At 45.5% G+C, this 17,950-nt stretch carries 15 protein-coding genes; 8 read left to right on the top strand and 7 right to left on the bottom strand.

Annotated features, from left to right (window positions below; all coding sequences use genetic code 11):
• Positions 1 to 17: 17 nt before the first annotated feature.
• Positions 18 to 1,841: an aminopeptidase P family protein gene (locus tag T456_RS0101380; protein WP_035800937.1), complete on the bottom strand. Its 1,824-nt coding sequence runs from the start codon at positions 1,839 to 1,841 to the stop codon at positions 18 to 20.
• Positions 1,842 to 1,993: 152 nt separating this feature from the next.
• Here T456_RS0101380 and deoC point away from each other — a divergent pair, with 152 nt between their 5' ends.
• From deoC to T456_RS0101365, 3 genes are read left to right on the top strand one after another with little or no spacing between them, the layout of a single operon-like run.
• Positions 1,994 to 2,653 carry a deoxyribose-phosphate aldolase gene (deoC, locus tag T456_RS0101375; protein ID WP_024864561.1) on the top strand — a complete coding sequence of 220 codons (660 nt, stop codon included), beginning with the start codon at positions 1,994 to 1,996 and terminating at the stop codon, positions 2,651 to 2,653.
• Between the two features lie 35 nt (positions 2,654 to 2,688).
• The gene (locus T456_RS0101370; protein ID WP_242835832.1) at positions 2,689 to 4,125 is read left to right on the top strand and encodes a TldD/PmbA family protein; all 1,437 of its coding nucleotides are present in this window, start codon (positions 2,689 to 2,691) and stop codon (positions 4,123 to 4,125) included.
• A 37-nt stretch (positions 4,126 to 4,162) separates the two neighbouring features.
• On the top strand, positions 4,163 to 5,443 hold the full coding sequence (locus T456_RS0101365; RefSeq protein WP_024864559.1) for a metallopeptidase TldD-related protein: 1,281 nt from the start codon (positions 4,163 to 4,165) through the stop codon (positions 5,441 to 5,443).
• A 76-nt stretch (positions 5,444 to 5,519) separates the two neighbouring features.
• Here T456_RS0101365 and T456_RS0101360 read toward each other — a convergent pair whose 3' ends face one another.
• From T456_RS0101360 to thrC, 3 genes are all read right to left on the bottom strand, one after another.
• A complete protein-coding gene (locus T456_RS0101360) occupies positions 5,520 to 6,557 on the bottom strand; it encodes a hypothetical protein (RefSeq protein WP_024864558.1) in 1,038 nt (345 codons plus the stop codon).
• Positions 6,558 to 6,696: 139 nt separating this feature from the next.
• Complete coding sequence (locus tag T456_RS0101355; protein WP_024864557.1) at positions 6,697 to 8,070, bottom strand: citrate/2-methylcitrate synthase; 1,374 nt, start codon at positions 8,068 to 8,070, stop codon at positions 6,697 to 6,699.
• Positions 8,071 to 8,099: 29 nt separating this feature from the next.
• A complete protein-coding gene (gene thrC, locus T456_RS0101350) occupies positions 8,100 to 9,590 on the bottom strand; it encodes a threonine synthase (protein ID WP_035800935.1) in 1,491 nt (496 codons plus the stop codon).
• A 112-nt stretch (positions 9,591 to 9,702) separates the two neighbouring features.
• On the opposite strand from thrC, the gene T456_RS0101345 reads away from it, so the two are divergent.
• From T456_RS0101345 to T456_RS0101330, 4 genes are all read left to right on the top strand, one after another.
• The gene (locus T456_RS0101345; RefSeq protein ID WP_024864555.1) at positions 9,703 to 10,497 is read left to right on the top strand and encodes a hypothetical protein; all 795 of its coding nucleotides are present in this window, start codon (positions 9,703 to 9,705) and stop codon (positions 10,495 to 10,497) included.
• A 43-nt stretch (positions 10,498 to 10,540) separates the two neighbouring features.
• On the top strand, positions 10,541 to 11,422 hold the full coding sequence (locus T456_RS0101340) for a YitT family protein (RefSeq protein ID WP_024864554.1): 882 nt from the start codon (positions 10,541 to 10,543) through the stop codon (positions 11,420 to 11,422).
• 89 nt (positions 11,423 to 11,511) lie between these two features.
• Positions 11,512 to 11,967, top strand: coding sequence for a hypothetical protein (locus T456_RS0101335; protein ID WP_024864553.1), 456 nt, complete (start codon positions 11,512 to 11,514; stop codon positions 11,965 to 11,967).
• Positions 11,968 to 11,996: 29 nt separating this feature from the next.
• Positions 11,997 to 12,926 carry a hypothetical protein gene (locus T456_RS0101330; protein ID WP_024864552.1) on the top strand — a complete coding sequence of 310 codons (930 nt, stop codon included), beginning with the start codon at positions 11,997 to 11,999 and terminating at the stop codon, positions 12,924 to 12,926.
• 58 nt (positions 12,927 to 12,984) lie between these two features.
• Here the strand turns inward: T456_RS0101330 and T456_RS20900 are convergent, their stop codons facing one another.
• Entirely contained in the window at positions 12,985 to 13,347 is a 363-nt protein-coding gene (locus T456_RS20900; RefSeq protein ID WP_024864551.1) for a diguanylate cyclase domain-containing protein, read from the bottom strand.
• Positions 13,348 to 13,408: 61 nt separating this feature from the next.
• Positions 13,409 to 15,499 (bottom strand): serine hydrolase, encoded by a 2,091-nt coding sequence (locus tag T456_RS0101320; RefSeq protein WP_024864550.1) that lies wholly within the window; start codon positions 15,497 to 15,499, stop codon positions 13,409 to 13,411.
• 123 nt (positions 15,500 to 15,622) lie between these two features.
• On the opposite strand from T456_RS0101320, the gene T456_RS0101315 reads away from it, so the two are divergent.
• Positions 15,623 to 16,402 (top strand): ZIP family metal transporter, encoded by a 780-nt coding sequence (locus T456_RS0101315; RefSeq protein ID WP_024864549.1) that lies wholly within the window; start codon positions 15,623 to 15,625, stop codon positions 16,400 to 16,402.
• 3 nt (positions 16,403 to 16,405) lie between these two features.
• On the opposite strand, the gene T456_RS0101310 is transcribed toward T456_RS0101315, so the two are convergent.
• On the bottom strand, positions 16,406 to 17,827 hold the full coding sequence (locus T456_RS0101310) for an amidophosphoribosyltransferase (RefSeq protein ID WP_024864548.1): 1,422 nt from the start codon (positions 17,825 to 17,827) through the stop codon (positions 16,406 to 16,408).
• Positions 17,828 to 17,950 lie beyond the last annotated feature (123 nt).

Here is a 17,950-nt window from a genome sequence, read left to right as displayed (position 1 = left end):
CTTTTTACATATTTAAGTTACAGCGCACGGGTGGCTTCCTTAAGCCATTCAAGCACCTTTTCGTCGCTGATGTAAGGACTTATCTTCTCATAAACAAGAGCATGATATTCGTTGAGATTATCAATATCCTCCGAGGTCATATATGAGGTGTCGATGGCCTCAAGATCTATGGGAGCATAGGTAAGATGAGCAAAGTGAAGGAATCTTCCGTACTCATTCTCATCTCCTGCTACAACCTCAAGAATGTTCTCGATCCTTATTCCATGGCTGCCCTCAATGTATACTCCGGGCTCATCTGATACGATCATTCCGGGCAAAAGAACTGCCTCGTCCGCTCCGGGAGCAAATCTCCATCTGATGTTCTGAGGTCCCTCATGGACGTTCAGTATATAGCCGATACCATGGCCTGTTCCGTGTTTGTAGTCGATTCCCATATTCCAGAGTGGACCTCTTGCCAGGATATCGACGTTCTTGCCGCTGCATCCCTCAAGGAAGTTTGCCTTTGAAAGGCGGAGCATTCCGGCTACGGTAGCTGTGTAGTGGCGCTTTATCTCATCGGAGATAGGGCCGACCACCATGGTTCTTGTTACATCCGTGGTTCCTCCCATATAGGTTCCGCCGGAATCCACAAGAAGAAGGCCCTGAGCCTTAATCTCGGCGCAGTTATCCTCTGTTGCCTCGTAATGTGCCATGGCAGCGTTGGCGTTATACGCACTTATAGTGGGAAAAGAAAGCTCGATAAAGCCCGGGAGCTCGGCACGCATACTGTCAAGCTTCATGGCTGCCGAATACTCTGTCATAGGAATCCTGCCGGCATTTGTCTTAACCCAGTAAATGAACTCGGTGAGCTTGGCGCTGTCCCTTACATACACTTCCCTAATATTCTTAAGCTCTGTTTCGTTCTTGCAGGCCTTGAGGATCTCTGTGGGATCCTTCTCGTTCTTTAAGGTCTTTCCGGAAGCATCCGCCAATTCCTTAAGGACTCTGTAGGTCAGGAAGTTGGTGTTTCTCTTATCGAAGAGAATATTTCCTTCAGGCTTGATATCTTTGATAAATGAAACAAGCTCATGGTAATCAAGAAGCTTTATTCCGTTCCTGTCGCAGTAATCCTTAACTTCAGCCGTTATCTCTTTTGACTGGGCAAAGAGGACGAAGTCCGACATTGTAATATAGGCATAGCAAAGAGCTACGGGATTGCATTCAACATCATTGCCCCTAAGGTTTGTAAGCCACATGATGTCATCAAGCTTACTTAAAAGATAATGCTCTGCGCCATACTCTTTCATTCTGCTTCTTACGGTCTCAAGTTTCTGCTTAAAGCTCTGTCCGCAAAGTTCATCTGAAAGAACATACATATCATGGCAGGGAAGTGCGGGTCTTTCTGTCCAGACCTCTTCTGCCAGATCCTTGTCGATCTTAAGGCTGACGCCTTTTGGAGCAAGCTCTTTTTCATAGCGCTGTCCGATGCCTGCGGAGAGAACCCTTCCGTCAAAGCCAAGGACCTGTCCCTCTTTCATGTTGGCAAGAAGGTACTCGTCAATGGTGGGCACCCCTGCTTCCATCATTCTGAAAAGTGTTACGCCTGTACCTGCAAGCTGATTCTCAGCCTGTATGAAATATCTTCCGTCGGTCCAAAGCCCGGCCTCATCGGCGCTGACCACCAGAGTTCCGTTGGATCCGTCGAATCCGCAAAAATACTCTCTTACCTTAAAAAAGTCTGCGGAATACTCTGAGTTGTGAAAATCCGAGGTGGGCATCAGATAATAGTCTATGCCCGCTGCCTTCATGGCCTCTCGGAGCTTTGAAAGACGCTGCTTAATAACTGTATTTTCCTGTTCCATATTGCTAACTCCTTACTGACTTTTTTCCGTCGCAAATGATTGTACCACAAAATGGAATCATTGCACATAACAGCCCTCATTGCTATAATTAAGGGGCATATGCATATGTTGCATATCTCTAACAAAGATTAAGGAAAAAGGAGAAATAAATTATGGAAGAAAGAGATATTCTGAAACTCATCGATCACACACAGCTTCAGCCCAACGCAACCTGGGAAGACATCGTATCACTTTGCGATGAGGCAGTTAAGTACGGCACAGCAACTGTCTGCATTCCTCCCACATACTTAAAGAGAACCCACGACAAGTACGGCGACAGCTTAAAGCTCTGCACCGTTATCGGATTCCCTCTTGGCTACAGCTGCGCTGAGTCCAAGGTTGTTGAGGCTAAGGAAGCCATCAAGGACGGAGCAAGCGAGATCGACACAGTTGTTAATGTAAGCGACGTTAAGAATCACAGATATGACGAAGTAAAGAAAGAGCTTGAGATGATCAGGCAGGCTTGCGGCGACAAGCTTCTTAAGGTCATCATCGAGACCTGCTACCTCACAGAGGATGAGAAGATCGAGCTTTGCAAGATCGTAACTGAAGTTAAGGCAGATTATATCAAGACATCAACAGGCTTCGGTACAGCAGGTGCTACCCTTGAGGACATCGAACTCTTCAAGAAGCACATCGGTCCCGACGTTAAGATCAAGGCAGCCGGCGGAATCCGCACCATCGAGGATGCTATGGCCTATGCAGAGGCAGGCTGCAGCAGGATCGGTTCTTCCAAGGTTGCGCCTCAGATTGCAGCCAAGTATGGTCTTTGATCAAAAGCCGCTAATCAAATTTGGAAAGGTATGAAATGATGAAAGCAACTTTTTCACCATATTTAAAAAGTATTGCACCGGGGATAAAAGAATTTATTAAAGAGCTCTCAGAGCATTATGACTATGTAAGTGTCCTCTCCTCCGACTCAAAAGGCTTTCAGCTGACAGTGTCCCAGAGGGTTAAAGCCATTGACGGCACTACCCTCACCACCGAGAAGGGCAGCGTTGTAAGAGTCTACAAGGACGGCCTCTATAGCGAGTATTCCTTCAACCTCTTTGATCCTTCCAAGGCAAAAGAGACAGCTCTTAAAGCCATGAAGGTACTGGATGCCCAGCTTGCCCTCCTTAAGGACACCGGCTCCACCGTTTACTGGACCGGCAAACTTGATGATACGCCTCAGGAACTCTTTACGGAGATGGATACCACAGATCTTCCCGAAGATGCAGATCTGTCCGCTTTAGTCGACAAACTCCAGAAGTTCAGCGACGAAGGCGTTGCTTCTTCGGAAGAAATCCTTGACTGCAGCATAAGGGCAGCTTCAACTCATATCTGCAAGATGTTCCTTACAGCAAACAGGGATCTTCGTCAGAGCTATGTTATATCGGAAGGCGCCGTAACAACCATTGGTGCAAGGGGAGAAAAAAGCACCTACGGCTACAGCGGAGTTTCCGACAGGGAAGGCCCTGCCCTCTTCGACAGAATGGGCGAGGTTGTAAAAAATTCCTGCAAGAATCTGGATGACGCCCTTGGAGCTGAGAGCATTGTTCCCGGCGAATACGATATCATTACAGCCCCCGAGGTTTCAGGCCTTATCGCCCACGAAGCCTTCGGACACGGTGTTGAAATGGATATGTTCGTAAAAAGGCGTGCTCTTGGTGCAGAGTATATCGGACAGCGTGTAGGTTCAGATCTTGTCACAATGCATGAGGGTGCCAACTGTGTAAAGGACGTTGGAAGCTATGCCTTTGACGATGAGGGGACACTCGCCGGCGATGTTATAGAGATTGAAAAGGGTATCCTTAAGACAGGTGTCTGTGATGCTCTCTCCGCTCTTCGCCTTAACTCCAAGCCCACAGGTAACGGAAAACGTCAGAACTTCGAGCACAAAGCCTACACCAGAATGACCAACACGATGTTTGATAAGGGAACTTCATCCGTTGATGAGATGATCGCCTCCATAAAGTACGGATATCTTCTCTCCGGCATGGACTCCGGTATGGAAGATCCCAAGCACTGGGGTATTCAGTGCATTATCTCAAGAGGCTACGAGATTGTTGACGGCAAGCTTACCGGCAAGGTTGTAGCTCCTGTTGTGATGACAGGCTATGTACCGGATCTTCTTAATTCTATCTCCATGGCAAGTGGTGACTACGAATCCTTCGGAACCGGTTACTGCGGTAAAGGTTACAAGGAATTTGTTAAGACCTCAGATGGCGGCCCATACCTTAAGGCCAGAGCCATACTGGGATAAAGTTTAAGATAACCACATCACTTGATTGGAGGACAACATGACAGATAAAATCATAGAATTATTAAGGCAGTCCGATGCCGATGCCTTTGAAGTCACCGACAAGGTTACGGAAGGCTGGGAATTCTACTTCATCGGACACAAGCTTGATCAGAACAGGGCAAAAGAAGTTGAGCATATAGAAGTTACTGTTTACAAAAAGCTGGAGGACGGCAAGTTCCTTGGAAGTGCTTCAGATGAGATAGCTCCCACCTCAACACCTGAGGAAGCAAAGAAGATCATTCAGGATCTTTGCCAAAGAGCTACTTACGTAAAGAATCCCTACTTTGAGCTCAACAGCAAAAACGTCACAGTAGAAACCAAAGACTACGGCATCGAGAAGACAGCCAGGGACTATATCGAAGTTATGCAAAAGATTCCCGAGACCTCCACTGAGTACATCAACTCCTATGAGATCTTTGCGGAGAAGACAACAAGGCGCTATGTAAACTCAGAGGGCATCGATGTTACAACCACCTATCCCTCTTCCATGCTGGAAGTAATTTTAAATGCCAAAAATGATGAGCATGAGATCGAACTCTATCGTATGTATAAGGCAGGTTCCTGCGACAAGGACAGCATCCTTAAGGAGATAACCGACTCTCTTAAATTCGGAAAGGACAAGCTTATTGCTAAGCCCACTCCCAACCTTAACAAGACAACGGTCCTGTTCTCCACCAAGGATCCCGTTACCGAGATCGTAACCTATCTTTGCAACAAGACCCATGCCTCAGTTAAGTACAAGGGCTACTCCAACTGGGAAATCGGAAAAGAAATTGTGGAGGGTGTTACCGGCGACAAGTTCACTGTAAGAGGACTTAAGGAACTTCCAAATTCCTCCAACAACACTCCCGTTGATTCAGAGGGTGCTCCCGTTTACGACATGTACTTCCTTAAGGACAATGTTCCTCAGAATTTCTGGGGAGACGTACAGTTCAGATATTATCTGAATGTCAAGGAAGGCTGTATCATCGGCAACTACTGCGCAGAAGGCGGAACCACTCCGGAGGCGAAGCTTCGAGAGGGCAACTACCTTGAGCCCGTGGAGTTCTCAGACTTCTCCATAAGTCTTATCGAAGGTACCTTTGCAGCTGAGATCCGTCTTGCCTATCTTCACGAGGGCGGGCGTGTAACACCTGTAAGCGGCGGCTCTGTAACCGGCGACCTCAATGAACTCTTAAAGAACGTTAAGCTCTCCAAAGAGCAGAAACAGTACAACAATTTCCTTGTACCCTCTGTTATCAAAATGGAGAATGTAACCGTTGCAGGTTCGGAAGAATAAGTAAATATCAATAAGCATAATAAAAGCCTTGAAGTGTCGGTTATACGGCGCCTCAAGGCTTTCTTAATCACTAAATTTAATTAGCTATGATCTGAACTGCATGCAGGTACTCATCCTGCCCTCTCTCGCAGACAACCTGTACATTCTTGTCCTGAAGAAGAACGGGACATCTTGAGAAGTTGGTTGCCATATCAAGTCTTATCTGCATCACTCCGCCGCTGGTATTAAGGTAAAGTGTGTTCTCCGTTGTGGAGGATGTCACTGTTCCCGATACAGTCAGTTTGGAATTTGCATCCAGTGCCACCTCAGCCGAAGCACTGGCAGAATTGTTCACAAGTCTTGAAGCATGATTCCATGCATCACTTCCCCTGTAATAGTTCACGGTAATGCTCTGCCCCGGAATAAGTACGCGGCATCCGCTGGCATCGGTACCAAGGTCAAGTACGAACTGCATTGTTCCGCCTGAAGTCTGAAGGAACAGAATTGATGTTGTGGTACCCTTATCAACAATTCCGGTGATTCCGTTTCCTGATGCTGCCGCTCCCGTCGATGAATAGGAACTGCTGGCACCTGCCACATCACTGATGGAAAGCGCGTGCATATATGCATCGGATCCTCTTGCGCAGACAACCTGAACAGTCTTTCCTACGATCATGTACTTAACGCCGCTTACATCCGTATCCTGGTCAAGCTTTATCTGCATGGTTCCATTACTTACCACAAGATACAAAAGCTGCTCACTTGTGCCCTTTGCAATGGTTCCCTTAACTGTAGCCTTTGTGGAATTATCAATGGAGACTTTGCCGGCTGAAGAATTGCCGCTAAGCTTGGAAGCGTGCCAATATTCGTCGCTTCCGCGATAGCATTGGGCTGTAATGTAATTGCCGGGGAGAAGGAACTTGGCATTTTCAAGTTCTGTAGATTGGTCGAGTTTGATGTGTATCGTTCCGCCGCTGGTGGACAGATACAGGATATCGGACGTAGTCTGGTCAGATACGGTGCCTGAATAGGTGATCTCTGCGGCAGTTGACTTGGCCGGGTAAAAGATCACACCACTAAAGACGCACAGCACTGCAAATGCAATGCTAAGAACATATGATAATGATTTTCTCATAATTCACCCCCTTCACAGCAAAACACAATATATCCATTACAATTAATTACATTATACTGCATATTGTGGTTCACTGTGAAGGGGGTCACAGTCAAAATTATACGTATTTTCGTTATTTTATTACTAAAACAAAAGAGCTTTACTTGCGGTCATCCATCTTCTCGTACTCCTTGCGGGGTTCGATTGCCATATAAGCAGGACGTATGATCTTGCCATTATTGGCCAGCTCTTCCATTCTGTGAGCACTCCATCCAACGATCCTGGCCATGGCAAAGATTGTGGGATAAAGCTCCTCGGGAAGATCAAGCATTCTGTAAACAAATCCGGAATAGAAATCCACGTTTGCGGAAACGCCCTTATACATGGTTCTCTCGCCGCTGATGATCTGAGGTGCAAGACGCTCTACCATCTGATAAAGATGGAGTTCATCCTCCATTCCCTTCTCCACTGCAAGCTTTTCAACAAAGCTCTTTAAGATAACGGCTCTGGGATCGGATTTTGAGTAGATGGCATGTCCGATACCGTAGATGAGTCCGGCCTTGTCAAAAGCCTCCTTGTTCAGGATCTTCCTGAGGTATGCTTCAACCTCGTCCTCGTTGGTCCAGTCATTTACATGCTCCTCTATATCATCAAACATGTGAACAACCTTGATATTGGCTCCGCCGTGGCGAGGGCCCTTAAGAGAACCGATGGCAGCTGCAATGACAGAATAGGTGTCGGTCATACTGGAGCTGACAACGTGAGTTGTGAAGGATGAGTTGTTACCGCCGCCGTGTTCCATGTGAAGAACAAGACAGATATCCAGAAGTTTGGCCTCAAGCTCTGTGTACTGACTGTCGGGGCGAAGAAGATACAGAATGGTCTCCGCAGTTGACAGCTCCTCCTTTGGAGGATGGATAAAGAGCGAATTTCCTTCATGATAGTGATTGTAAGCCTGATACCCGTAAATAGACAGCAGCGGGAAAAGACTTATCAGCTGAAGCGACTGTCTCAGGACATTGGGAAGTGTCACATCGTCAGCCAGATCATCATAGGAATAAAGTGTAAGAACACTTCTAGCCAGAGTATTCATCATGTCACGGCTCGGAGCCTTCATGATGATGTCTCTCACAAAGCTGGTGGGAAGGCTTCTGTAAAAGCCAAGAAGCTTTTCGAACTCAAACAGCTCTTTTCCCGAAGGAAGCTTATCAAAAAGAAGCAGATACGCACATTCCTCGAAGGCGAATCTGTTCTCCTCCTCCGCAGCTTTTATAAGTTCCTTTACATCATAACCCCTGAAATAAATTTCACCGTCAGCGGGAACTTCCTTACCGTCAACAACCTTTTTGGCAATGATTTCGGATATTCTTGTTAGTCCGGTGAGAACACCCTTACCGTTAAGGTCACGAAGGCCTCTTTTTACGTCGTATTTAAGGAAGAGTTCATTCTCAATAATATCAGCTTCTTCCGAGAGCTTTGCAAGTTCCACGATTTCGGGTGTGTTTTCTGAGTAAATATTCTTACCGTAATCCAATACGCACCTCCAAACAATAGTTTTCTAGATTATACCTTAAGGAACTCCTTAACTGCCTTCTCCATCTCTGTCTTATCCACAACAGTCTTATGACGGATCTCGGCATTTCTGATGGACTCAACAGCCTCGGGAATGGCAACGCCTGAAATCTCCGAGAGCTTGTCCGCAAGAGCGAAGTCATCGCTGTTATCATCCCCATGACCCAGCGCGTTCATAACGCTTCTTGTAAACTTGTAGGGGCTTGCCGTAGAAGCTATAACGGTAACGGTCTTATCCCCCGTTTCCTTGACATACTTGCCGTAAACAGATGCTGCTACAGCGGTATGTGTATCGATAAGATATCCTGTCTCCTTAAAGAGATCGGATATAGTTGCAAAGGTCTCCTCTTCTGTGGCAAATCCGCCAAAGAAATCGGTGAGTTTTGCTCTCATCTCATCCGTGATCTCGTATCTTCCTTCCTTGGTAAGCTTCTCCATATATGCCGCATCTGCCTCAGCACTATTGCCTGCGATGTGATAAATGAGTCTTTCAAGGTTTGAAGAGATCAGAATATCCATGGAAGGTGAGCTGGTAAGCACAAAGTCACGATTTCTGTCATATTCTCCGGACTGGAAGAAATCAAAGAGAACCTTATTTGAATTGGAAGCACAGATCAGCTTGGCGATGGGCACTCCCATATTCTTTGCATAATAAGCGGCAAGGATATTGCCGAAGTTGCCGGTGGGAACCACAACATTTATGGAATCTCCGTCGGCGATCCTGCCCTCCTTAAGGAGTTTGGCATAGGAATATACATAATATACGATCTGAGGAACCAGTCTTCCGATGTTGATGGAATTGGCTGAGGAGAACTGGAATCCCTTAGAATCGAGAAGCTCTTTAAGTTCAGGATCAGTGAAGATCTTCTTAACTCCCGTCTGGGCATCATCGAAGTTGCCCTCGATACCTATAACGCAGGTGTTGTCTCCCTTCTGGGTCACCATCTGCTGTTCCTGGATGGGGCTTACACCGTGCTTGGGATAAAAGACAATGATCCTTGTGCCGGGAACATCGGCAAATCCTGCAAGAGCAGCCTTTCCTGTATCTCCGCTGGTAGCGGTAAGGATAACTATCTCATTCTTAACATTGTTCTTCTTGGCAGCTGTTGTCATAAGATAAGGCAGAATTGAAAGTGCCATATCCTTGAAAGCTATGGTAGCTCCGTGATAGAGCTCCAGATAGTATGCACCGCCGGCCTCTGAAAGGGGTGCTATCTCTTCTGTATCAAACTTGGAATCGTATGCATGAGAAATGCAGTATTTGAGTTCGTCTTCTGTATAGTCGGTAAGAAGCAGCTTCATAACTTCATAAGCTGTTTCCTGATATGTGAGTGATGAAATCTCACGAAGTGTCTTTTCCAATACGGGAATGGAATCCGGAACGTAAAGTCCACCGTCGGGAGCAAGTCCCCGCAATATAGCCTCTGACGCACGAATACGCCCTTTATCTCCTCTGGTGCTTGAATACAAGATTTCTTTCATTATTCTCCTCCATTTTGACACATGGCAAATGCTTTCATGATAGAATAAAAGCATAGTCGCATGGGCTTATTGCAATTCAGTATACCATAAGAATGCATGTTTTGGGGGAAAAATGAGTCAAAAAAAAGTAATTGGTGTGTATACTACGGCATTAAAGGACGGCACTCCTTCCTACAGGGCTTCCATCACCTATAACGGCAAGCATATTGCCCTTGGAAGCTATGATAAGATCGGCAGAGCTTCAAAGGCATATAAAGAAGCTTCGAAGATCCTTGCCGACAGCTCTTTTACCGTGGAATCATATAAGAGCAGCATGTCACTGGCCTTCGAGAAGGTCGTAACCCTGGTAAATTTCAGAGATAAGGGCATGTATATCTCCACTCCCATTTATCTGGAAAAGAAATATTTCCTTTATTATCTGTCACCTTCAAAGCCGCTGAAGTTCGATATCGAGGACCTTTTCTACTACTCCTCCCACAAGATAATGCAGAGGGGCTCTCACCTTTTTGTGGCGGATTACGGAAGTCAGGTCTCAATACTTCAGCGCTACGGCATCAAGAGCTACGCCGTGGAGGGAAGAGACTTTCGCTTTGCCAATGACGATCCCACGGACTTTCGCTACGAGAACATCATCATCCTCAACAGATACCGTGGCGTAAGACAGTATGCCGAAAAGGGCTTTCTTAAATACAAGGCAGTCATACACATAAGGAGCAACTATGTGGTGGGCAGCTACAACACCGAGGCGGAAGCAGCCATCGCCTACAACAAGGCGGCGGATATCCTTATAAAGAACGGCATCTCAAAGAACTTCCAGCTGAACTACGTGGAGGACCTTACTGCCTCCCAGTACGCCGACATCTACATGAGGCTCAAGATATCTCCAAAGATATACGAACTGAGATGAAAAGGTGTATACTTATAGCATCAATGTGAGGGTGGGCTTATCGATGAAAACCAATGAACCAAGCTTCAAAGAAGTACTTGAAAGAGACGCGGTCCGTCTGGTCGTGGTTCTTTTGGCTGCTTTTTTAATGGCTATGAACATCAACTCCTTCGTCAATGCAGGAGGTCTTTATCCCGGCGGAGCTACGGGTCTTACAATTATTATCCAGCGTATCGCCCTTAAATACTTTGGCATTACTCTTCCTTATACTCCCGTTAATATTCTCATGAATGCCGTTCCCGTTTATATAGGTTTCAGATTCATAGGCAAGAAGTTCACTACCTTCTCACTTATTATGGTACTTGCCTGTGGTTTCTTTGTTGACCTTCTGCCCAGCTATCCCGTAACTTATGATCCGCTGCTTGTAGCTGTATTCGGCGGCATCGTAAATGCGGTTGCCATCACAATGTGTCTTAAGGTTGATGCCACCAGCGGCGGAACCGACTTCATCTCCATCTATTTATCCCAAAAAAAAGGAATAGATGCTTTCCCCTACATCCTTGGAGGCAACATTGTAATCCTGGGCATTGCAGGATACCTCTTTGGTTGGGATAAAGCTCTCTATTCCATGATTTTCCAGTATGTATCTACACAGGCTCTGCACATTCTTTACAGAACTTACCAGCAGAGAACCCTGTTCATTATCACAGACATGCCCGACCGGGTATGCTCTCTTATCTACGCAACCTGCGGCCATGGCGCAACTCTTATTGACGGTGAAGGCTCTTTTGCCCACAGAAATAAGAAGATCGTCTACTCCATCGTCAGCGCAGCCGACACCAGGAAGCTGATACCCAAGATCCGCGAGATCGACAAAAACGCCTTCATCAATCAGATCAGGACCGAGGAAGTTATGGGTAACTTCTACACCAGGCCCAGGGACTAAATCAAGCTCACTTGACCCCTTCCCGGCAAAAATGCTAATATACGTGTATTAGTTTATATTTTTTTATAATTCGGGGGGGATAATTAAATATGGATATTCTTAAAAAGCTCAATCTCAACATTAAATTTAACATGAAAGCTTTTGTTGAGATATTGGTGGCATCTGCTATCACGATCGGCATGCTTTCAGTTTTTTATATAAATCATCGTGATGATGGCACGACACTATCTGTCAAATTAGGTGTATTCGCCTTTTTCCAGCCTATTATTCTCATGGTAACCGTATTTGTTGTAGATACCGTTACTGAGTTTGAAGCAAATTTATTTAGCATTATGCTATCTGTTTGTAAACAAATGCTTAAACTTTTATTCTTTTGTTTTTTACCTGCCAGCATCATCAGTATGGGCATTCTTTTCCTTGTGACTAAATTTGTTTCGATACCGCATTCAATGTTGCAGGATTTGCCCTACTATATTATTGCTATCACGTTCTTTGTGTGGACTAACCTTTACTGTTATGTAAATGCAAGTAAAGAGTTGTCATAAATTATATCTTTAAGGGGGGAAAACTGGATATGGGACTGTTTTCAAAAAAGACTTTTGTTTGTGAGAAGTGTGGCAGGGAATTTGAAGCCAGAATGCATAGTACTTTGTGCGATGACTGCAAGAAGAAGGCCGAAAGTCTCAAGGAAGATATTAACGGTTACTTATTATCGGCCATAATTACAGGAAGAAAGATTGATAAAAGCCAATATGAAGAAGTCGTAAATCATAGAAATGGTATTTTGGAAAAATACAGGAATACTCTGCCAAGCATTACCATTGAAGAGCTTCAGCAGGCAGCAGATAATTATATGAATCTATCTTCTGACCAGGCAAAAGATATTATAGAACGCGCAAAGAAATCTTTGATAAGGAGGACTGCCGGCGCATTATATAATTCTGACTTTTTAGTGCCATTAAGTGAAGAAAAGATAGTTGTGGACATGGAGGATGTATTTGCTGTTGCTTATACATCTGATCCGTATAATAGTGGGGGGAATAGTGAATCAATACTTATCGTATTCTTTACTAATGATCCCTATATCCCAACAGTACCTATGCTTATCCAAGGTAAAATTGATGAAATAAAGTTTCTCAGTGCTAAAAGCAATTCCAGCAGAGAGTACATTAAAACCTTTATTGAGGGGCTATGTCCCAACCTTCAATACGCGGTTCAGGATTTAAAAGATTTTAAAAAGCTGCTCAAAAGCGAAAAAAGTGTCAAGGGAAATATTGAATATAAGGAAATGATGAATTTAGTAGATTTGGCACTGGTTTTATCAGGCACGTTTGACACAAAAAAAATGCCCACAGATGCATCTGATGCCACTATCGAACTTATAAACAAATATGGATATATCACCGGTCATAAGGTAATCGAGATTCTTAAACTCTATGATAAGAAACCGGATAAATACTGGTCAAATATAGAGCCCCAGATTTGGGAATTGTTTAATTCATAATCATGAAGGGTGGTCATCACACAGGATGACCACCCTTTTTTTCTTTGCCTATTTAGTTTTATATATTTAATTTCTTAAGATTCTCTATGAATCCTTCTGATTCCTGATGATTCTTTTCTTTGTCTTTATATAGTTCTTCGTCTGCATGCACAATTGCCTCATCACAAGATGTACCTGCAAAAGTACAGATAAAGGTTCCCATGCTGAAGCGGGGTGTATAAGGAAGTTCAGCTAAGGAAAGCGCCTCTTTAAGCAATTCACGAAAGTCCCGTGTCAGGTCTTTTTCTTTTCCCGCAATAACAAATTCATCGCCGCCCCACCTTGCAGCCACTGCATTTTTATATGCCAGCGACCTTTTAAGAGCACGGGAAAATGCAATCAGTGCCTTATCTCCTTCATCATGTCCAAGGATACAAAACAAACTAACAGCACCAGGAAAATAAAGGGTTTTATCTGTTGCTCCAAAGGAATCATTGTCATAATCAGGATCCTCCCTCCTGAATAGCTTTCAATGCTCTTTTTAACGGATGGTCATCACTAAGTGGACCGTTTGTTTTTTCTTCTTTGTCTACAAGTCGCTGCTTGTCTCTTATCATCTCCTGAACCAGTGAGCTAAGGGCACTGTCTAGATCACTGTCATCCCCCATTCCCATATAAAGGATCTGGGGCACAAAGCCAATGGTTCCCGAGGTGTAATACTTGCCGCAGAACTGATTGGCGTTCTCAAGGCTTGTAGCATTGTAGATCGGCGTGTTGATGGAATTTGTAAGGTAAACCATCACCAGGTTGTTCTCAAAGTCGATCATGGTAAAAGTCCCGGTAAAGCCCTGATGACCCACGGTGCTCTCCGGCGCCTGGGTTCCGAAGTACCAAACTCTCTTGTCGTCCGCTTCTCTCCACCAGCCTATGCCGTAGTTTATGAGGCCACCTGCCTGGGGTGATATAAATAGGTCTCTTGTGTTTTTTGAGAAAAAGAAATTGCTGCCATAGCCTCCGGTCAACATCACACTTGCAAGCTTGGCAAGGTCCGTTGCATTAGCAAAAAGCCCGGCATGCCCCGATATTCCCTCCATCCTGTAGAAGCTCTCTTCGTCGTGGACTTCCCCCTGAATGGTATTTGTTCTGATTCCCGGAAATGTTACAAGACCGCTCCTGGTGTTTCCACCTACTTCCGTTGCGGCGCAGTCATCTGCAGTAAAGCCGTTATCCAAAGGACAGTAGGTTATGTGAGAAAGTCCCATGGGATCCCAGAAGGTCTCTTTGAGGAATGTGTTAAGGTCCTCTCCCGTTACTTTCTCGATGATAAGCCCCAGTGTCATATAGTCAATGTCGGAATAAAGAGTTCTGGTCCCGGGCTTATACATAAGAGGTGTGCGGCAGATGCCCTCTTTGTAGGTTTTCTCTCTGCCACTCCCTTCAACGTAGAGGATGTTGTCAACGTCAAGTCTAAGCTCCTGATTTACCGTGTCATATTTGTCATTGTGATAATGGCCGCTGTCCGGGAACCCCGCCTGATGCATCAGAAGATTCTTTACGGTAATACTGCTCTTCCAGGCCTTTATGGTATCAAGCCCCGGATAGTTTCCTTCAAAAGCGGCAAAATCTATCTCTATGGCATCATCCGCAAATCCGCTTCCCAATATGTCAGTGACCTTCGTATCCAGAGAAAGTTTCTCCCTGTCCGCAAGGTACTGGATCGCATATACCACGGAGTACATCTTGGTATTTGAGGCAAGGTCATAGAGGGTGTCATTTGTGACAGGTGCACCCTCCGTGAGCCTGTTGCCATCCTCATCGTAGGAATTGGCAAGGCCCCAGGCATTCCGGTAAACCAGTTTTCCGTCTTTGACTACAGCCAGCTGTGCGCTTGAAAAGCCGTTATCTACATCCGCCTGAATGATCCTGTCTATCAGTTCAAGGGGCTTATCACTCATGCCCGCATCTTCCGGGGCAGCGTCAATGACTGTTGGATAAGGGATCTTGACCGTAACCGTTGCATCATCAGGCGTAACATTTGATACCTGTACCGTATTGGTTCCGTTTTTGGCCACCTTGCATATATCAAGTTCATAATTGCCCGGGGCGATATCCGCAGTATCTATCTGCCTGTTATTTACAAACAGATCAAAGCTCTGTGTATCTGAAGACACCTCAAAATATAGTACTCCCTGGCCGCTGTAGCCCTCAAAGCTGTACATGCTGTTCATGGCCAGAGTATTGTCCACATATCCTGCCTGATCGGGAAAAGATCTTTCGGCCTGGAAGCTGCCCTTTGGAAAACTGTCAATTTCTGTAAGTAAACTGTCTGCATAGTCGGACAATGCCTGTATGTCTTCCGGGGTATCCTGTCTGGAATCTTGAGATTCTATCTCTTTACCCGAAGCTGCGGCTTCTTTATCCGGGGTTACGGCCTCTTTATCCGTGGTAGCGGCCTCCTCCTTCACCAAAGGAGCATTTTCCTCTTCCACCGCTCTGCCGCAGCCCGTCACTGCAGTCAATATCAGAGCCGCAGCCAGCACCCCGCTGATACTTCCGGGTATATACCGGTATTTCCTGTATTTCTTTTGAAGCATAGCCAAAATAACCTTCTTTCAGTCTTTTTTCTGTATCTTTATATTATACATCATTTAAAAATCTTTTCTTTTACGCTTAAGAATGCTAGCATTTAAATATAAAAAACGAAGGGAGCCTACCATATGACCAATATTATATTGGGGATCATGATCCCCTTCATCGGTACTGCAGCCGGTTCAGCCTGCGTACTGTTCATGAAACGGGAACTTAATTTTCTGGTCCAGCGCGCCCTCACCGGATTTGCCAGCGGAGTGATGGTGGCAGCCTCCATCTGGAGTCTTATCATCCCTGCAATGGATCAGGCCAGTGATATGGGAAAGCTTTCCTTTGTCCCTGCAGCCGTTGGATTTTGGGGCGGAATCCTTTTCCTTCTGCTTCTGGATTCGGTTATCCCCCATCTTCACATGAATGCTGAGGAAGCTGAAGGTCCAAAGAGCAACTTAAAGAAGACCACCATGATGCTTCTGGCTGTTACTCTTCATAACATCCCCGAGGGTATGGCGGTTGGTGTTGTTTTTGCCGGTATCCTGGCAGGTTCTGCCAAGATAACTACAGGCGGTGCCCTGGCTCTTGCCATCGGTATCGCCATCCAGAATTTCCCTGAGGGAGCAATTATTTCCATGCCCCTTCACGCCAACGGAAAAAGCCGGATGAAAGCCTTTCTTGACGGCGTTCTCTCCGGCGCTGTTGAGCCCATCGGGGCTTTTATCACTATTCTTTTTACAAGCTTCATCACTCCCGCTATGCCTTATCTTCTGTCCTTTGCAGCCGGAGCCATGATGTATGTTGTTGTTGAGGAGCTCATCCCCGAGATGTCAGAAGGCGAACACTCTAACATTGGTGTTATCATGTTCGCCTTTGGTTTTACTCTTATGATGGCCCTTGATGTGGCCCTTGGTTAAGGATCACTCTTTACCGCTCCAGCAGTAGGTGCAAAGCTTGCAGGGCTCAAGAGGTATTGCTTCCACCATATCATCGAGACGATGATAATGAAGGGAAGTGAAATTAAGCTCCTTGCGGATCTCCTCAAGCATCGCCTCGTACTGGGGTGAATCGGGATCCGTGTACTTTCTTACTGTTTCTTCATTGGGAGAAGGATATCCCTCAAGTCTTTCAATAACTCTCCTGGTTATCAGCTCCATCTCAGTGTTGGAACGGGAGAAATTAAGGTATTTGCAGCCGTAGATAAGGGGCGGACAGGCGGGTCTTATATGGACTTCTCTTGCTCCGCTCTTATATAAAAACTCTGTGGTCTCCCTTAGCTGTGTTCCCCTTACAATTGAATCATCTATAAGAAGAAGGCTCTTGTTGTTGATCAGCTGGTTAACAGGAAGAAGCTTCATCTTGGCTATAAGGTCTCTGCGGGACTGCATTGTAGGCATAAAGGACCTGGGCCAGGTGGGTGTATATTTAACAAAAGGTCGTGAATAGGGAATTCCTGAAGTGTTTGAATATCCAATGGCATGAGCAACACCGGAATCAGGTACTCCGGCTACCATGTCAGGATGCAGGCCTCTTTGAAGATCGCGCTGAGCAAGTTTTCCTCCGCAGCCATATCTCATTTTCTCAACGCTAAGGCCTTCATAGGTAGATGCGGGGAATCCGTAGTAAATCCAAAGGAAGGTACAGATTCTCATATCGTCAAAGGCGGGAGCAACTATCTCTACGCTCTCGGGGGTGATAAAAGCTATTTCTCCGGGACCAAGTTCCCTGTCGGATACATATCCCAGATTAAGGTAGGAAAAGCTCTCAAAGCAAACGCAGTAGCCTTCGTCCTTGTGTCCGATGGCCACGGGAGTTCTTCCCATTTTGTCCCTTGCGGCATAGATGCCTTCAGGTGTCATAAGAAGCAGGGACATTGAGCCCTTTATGATCTCCTGTGCATATCTTATTCCTTCTACAATGGTAACTTTCTGGTTAATGATAGAAGCTACCAGCTCAGTGGGATTGATATCTCCGCCGCTCATCTCCAGGAAATGGGAGCGGTTATCCGCAAAAAGCTTGTTGGTGATCTCCTCAATGTTATTGATCTTACCAACAGTGGTGATGGCATAGGTGCCATGATGAGATCTTACTATAAGTGGCTGAGGTTCATAATCTGAAATACAGCCGATTCCAAGATGCCCCTCCATCTTCATCATGTCTTCTTCAAACTTGGGTCTGAAATACGATCTCTCGATATTGTGGATCGAACGATCAAACCCTTTCTTTTTGTCATAAACTGCGAGTCCGGCACGACGTGTGCCAAGATGAGAATGGTAATCGGTACCGTAGAACAGGTCAAATACCGCACTTTCTCTTGATGCTACCCCGAAAAATCCGCCCATACGAGTCCTCCAGATATTTATTAGAAATACAGTTTAAATCAATACGAAACCTATAATACCACATATTGGGCAACAAATTGCAAAAAAAATTTTTAAAAAAAGTACTTGCATTAGTTGTTAGCC

Source organism: Butyrivibrio sp. FCS014 (genome assembly GCF_000526935.1).
Taxonomy (GTDB): Bacteria; Bacillota; Clostridia; order Lachnospirales; family Lachnospiraceae; genus Butyrivibrio.
This window is presented reverse-complemented; position numbering and strand designations above follow the sequence as displayed.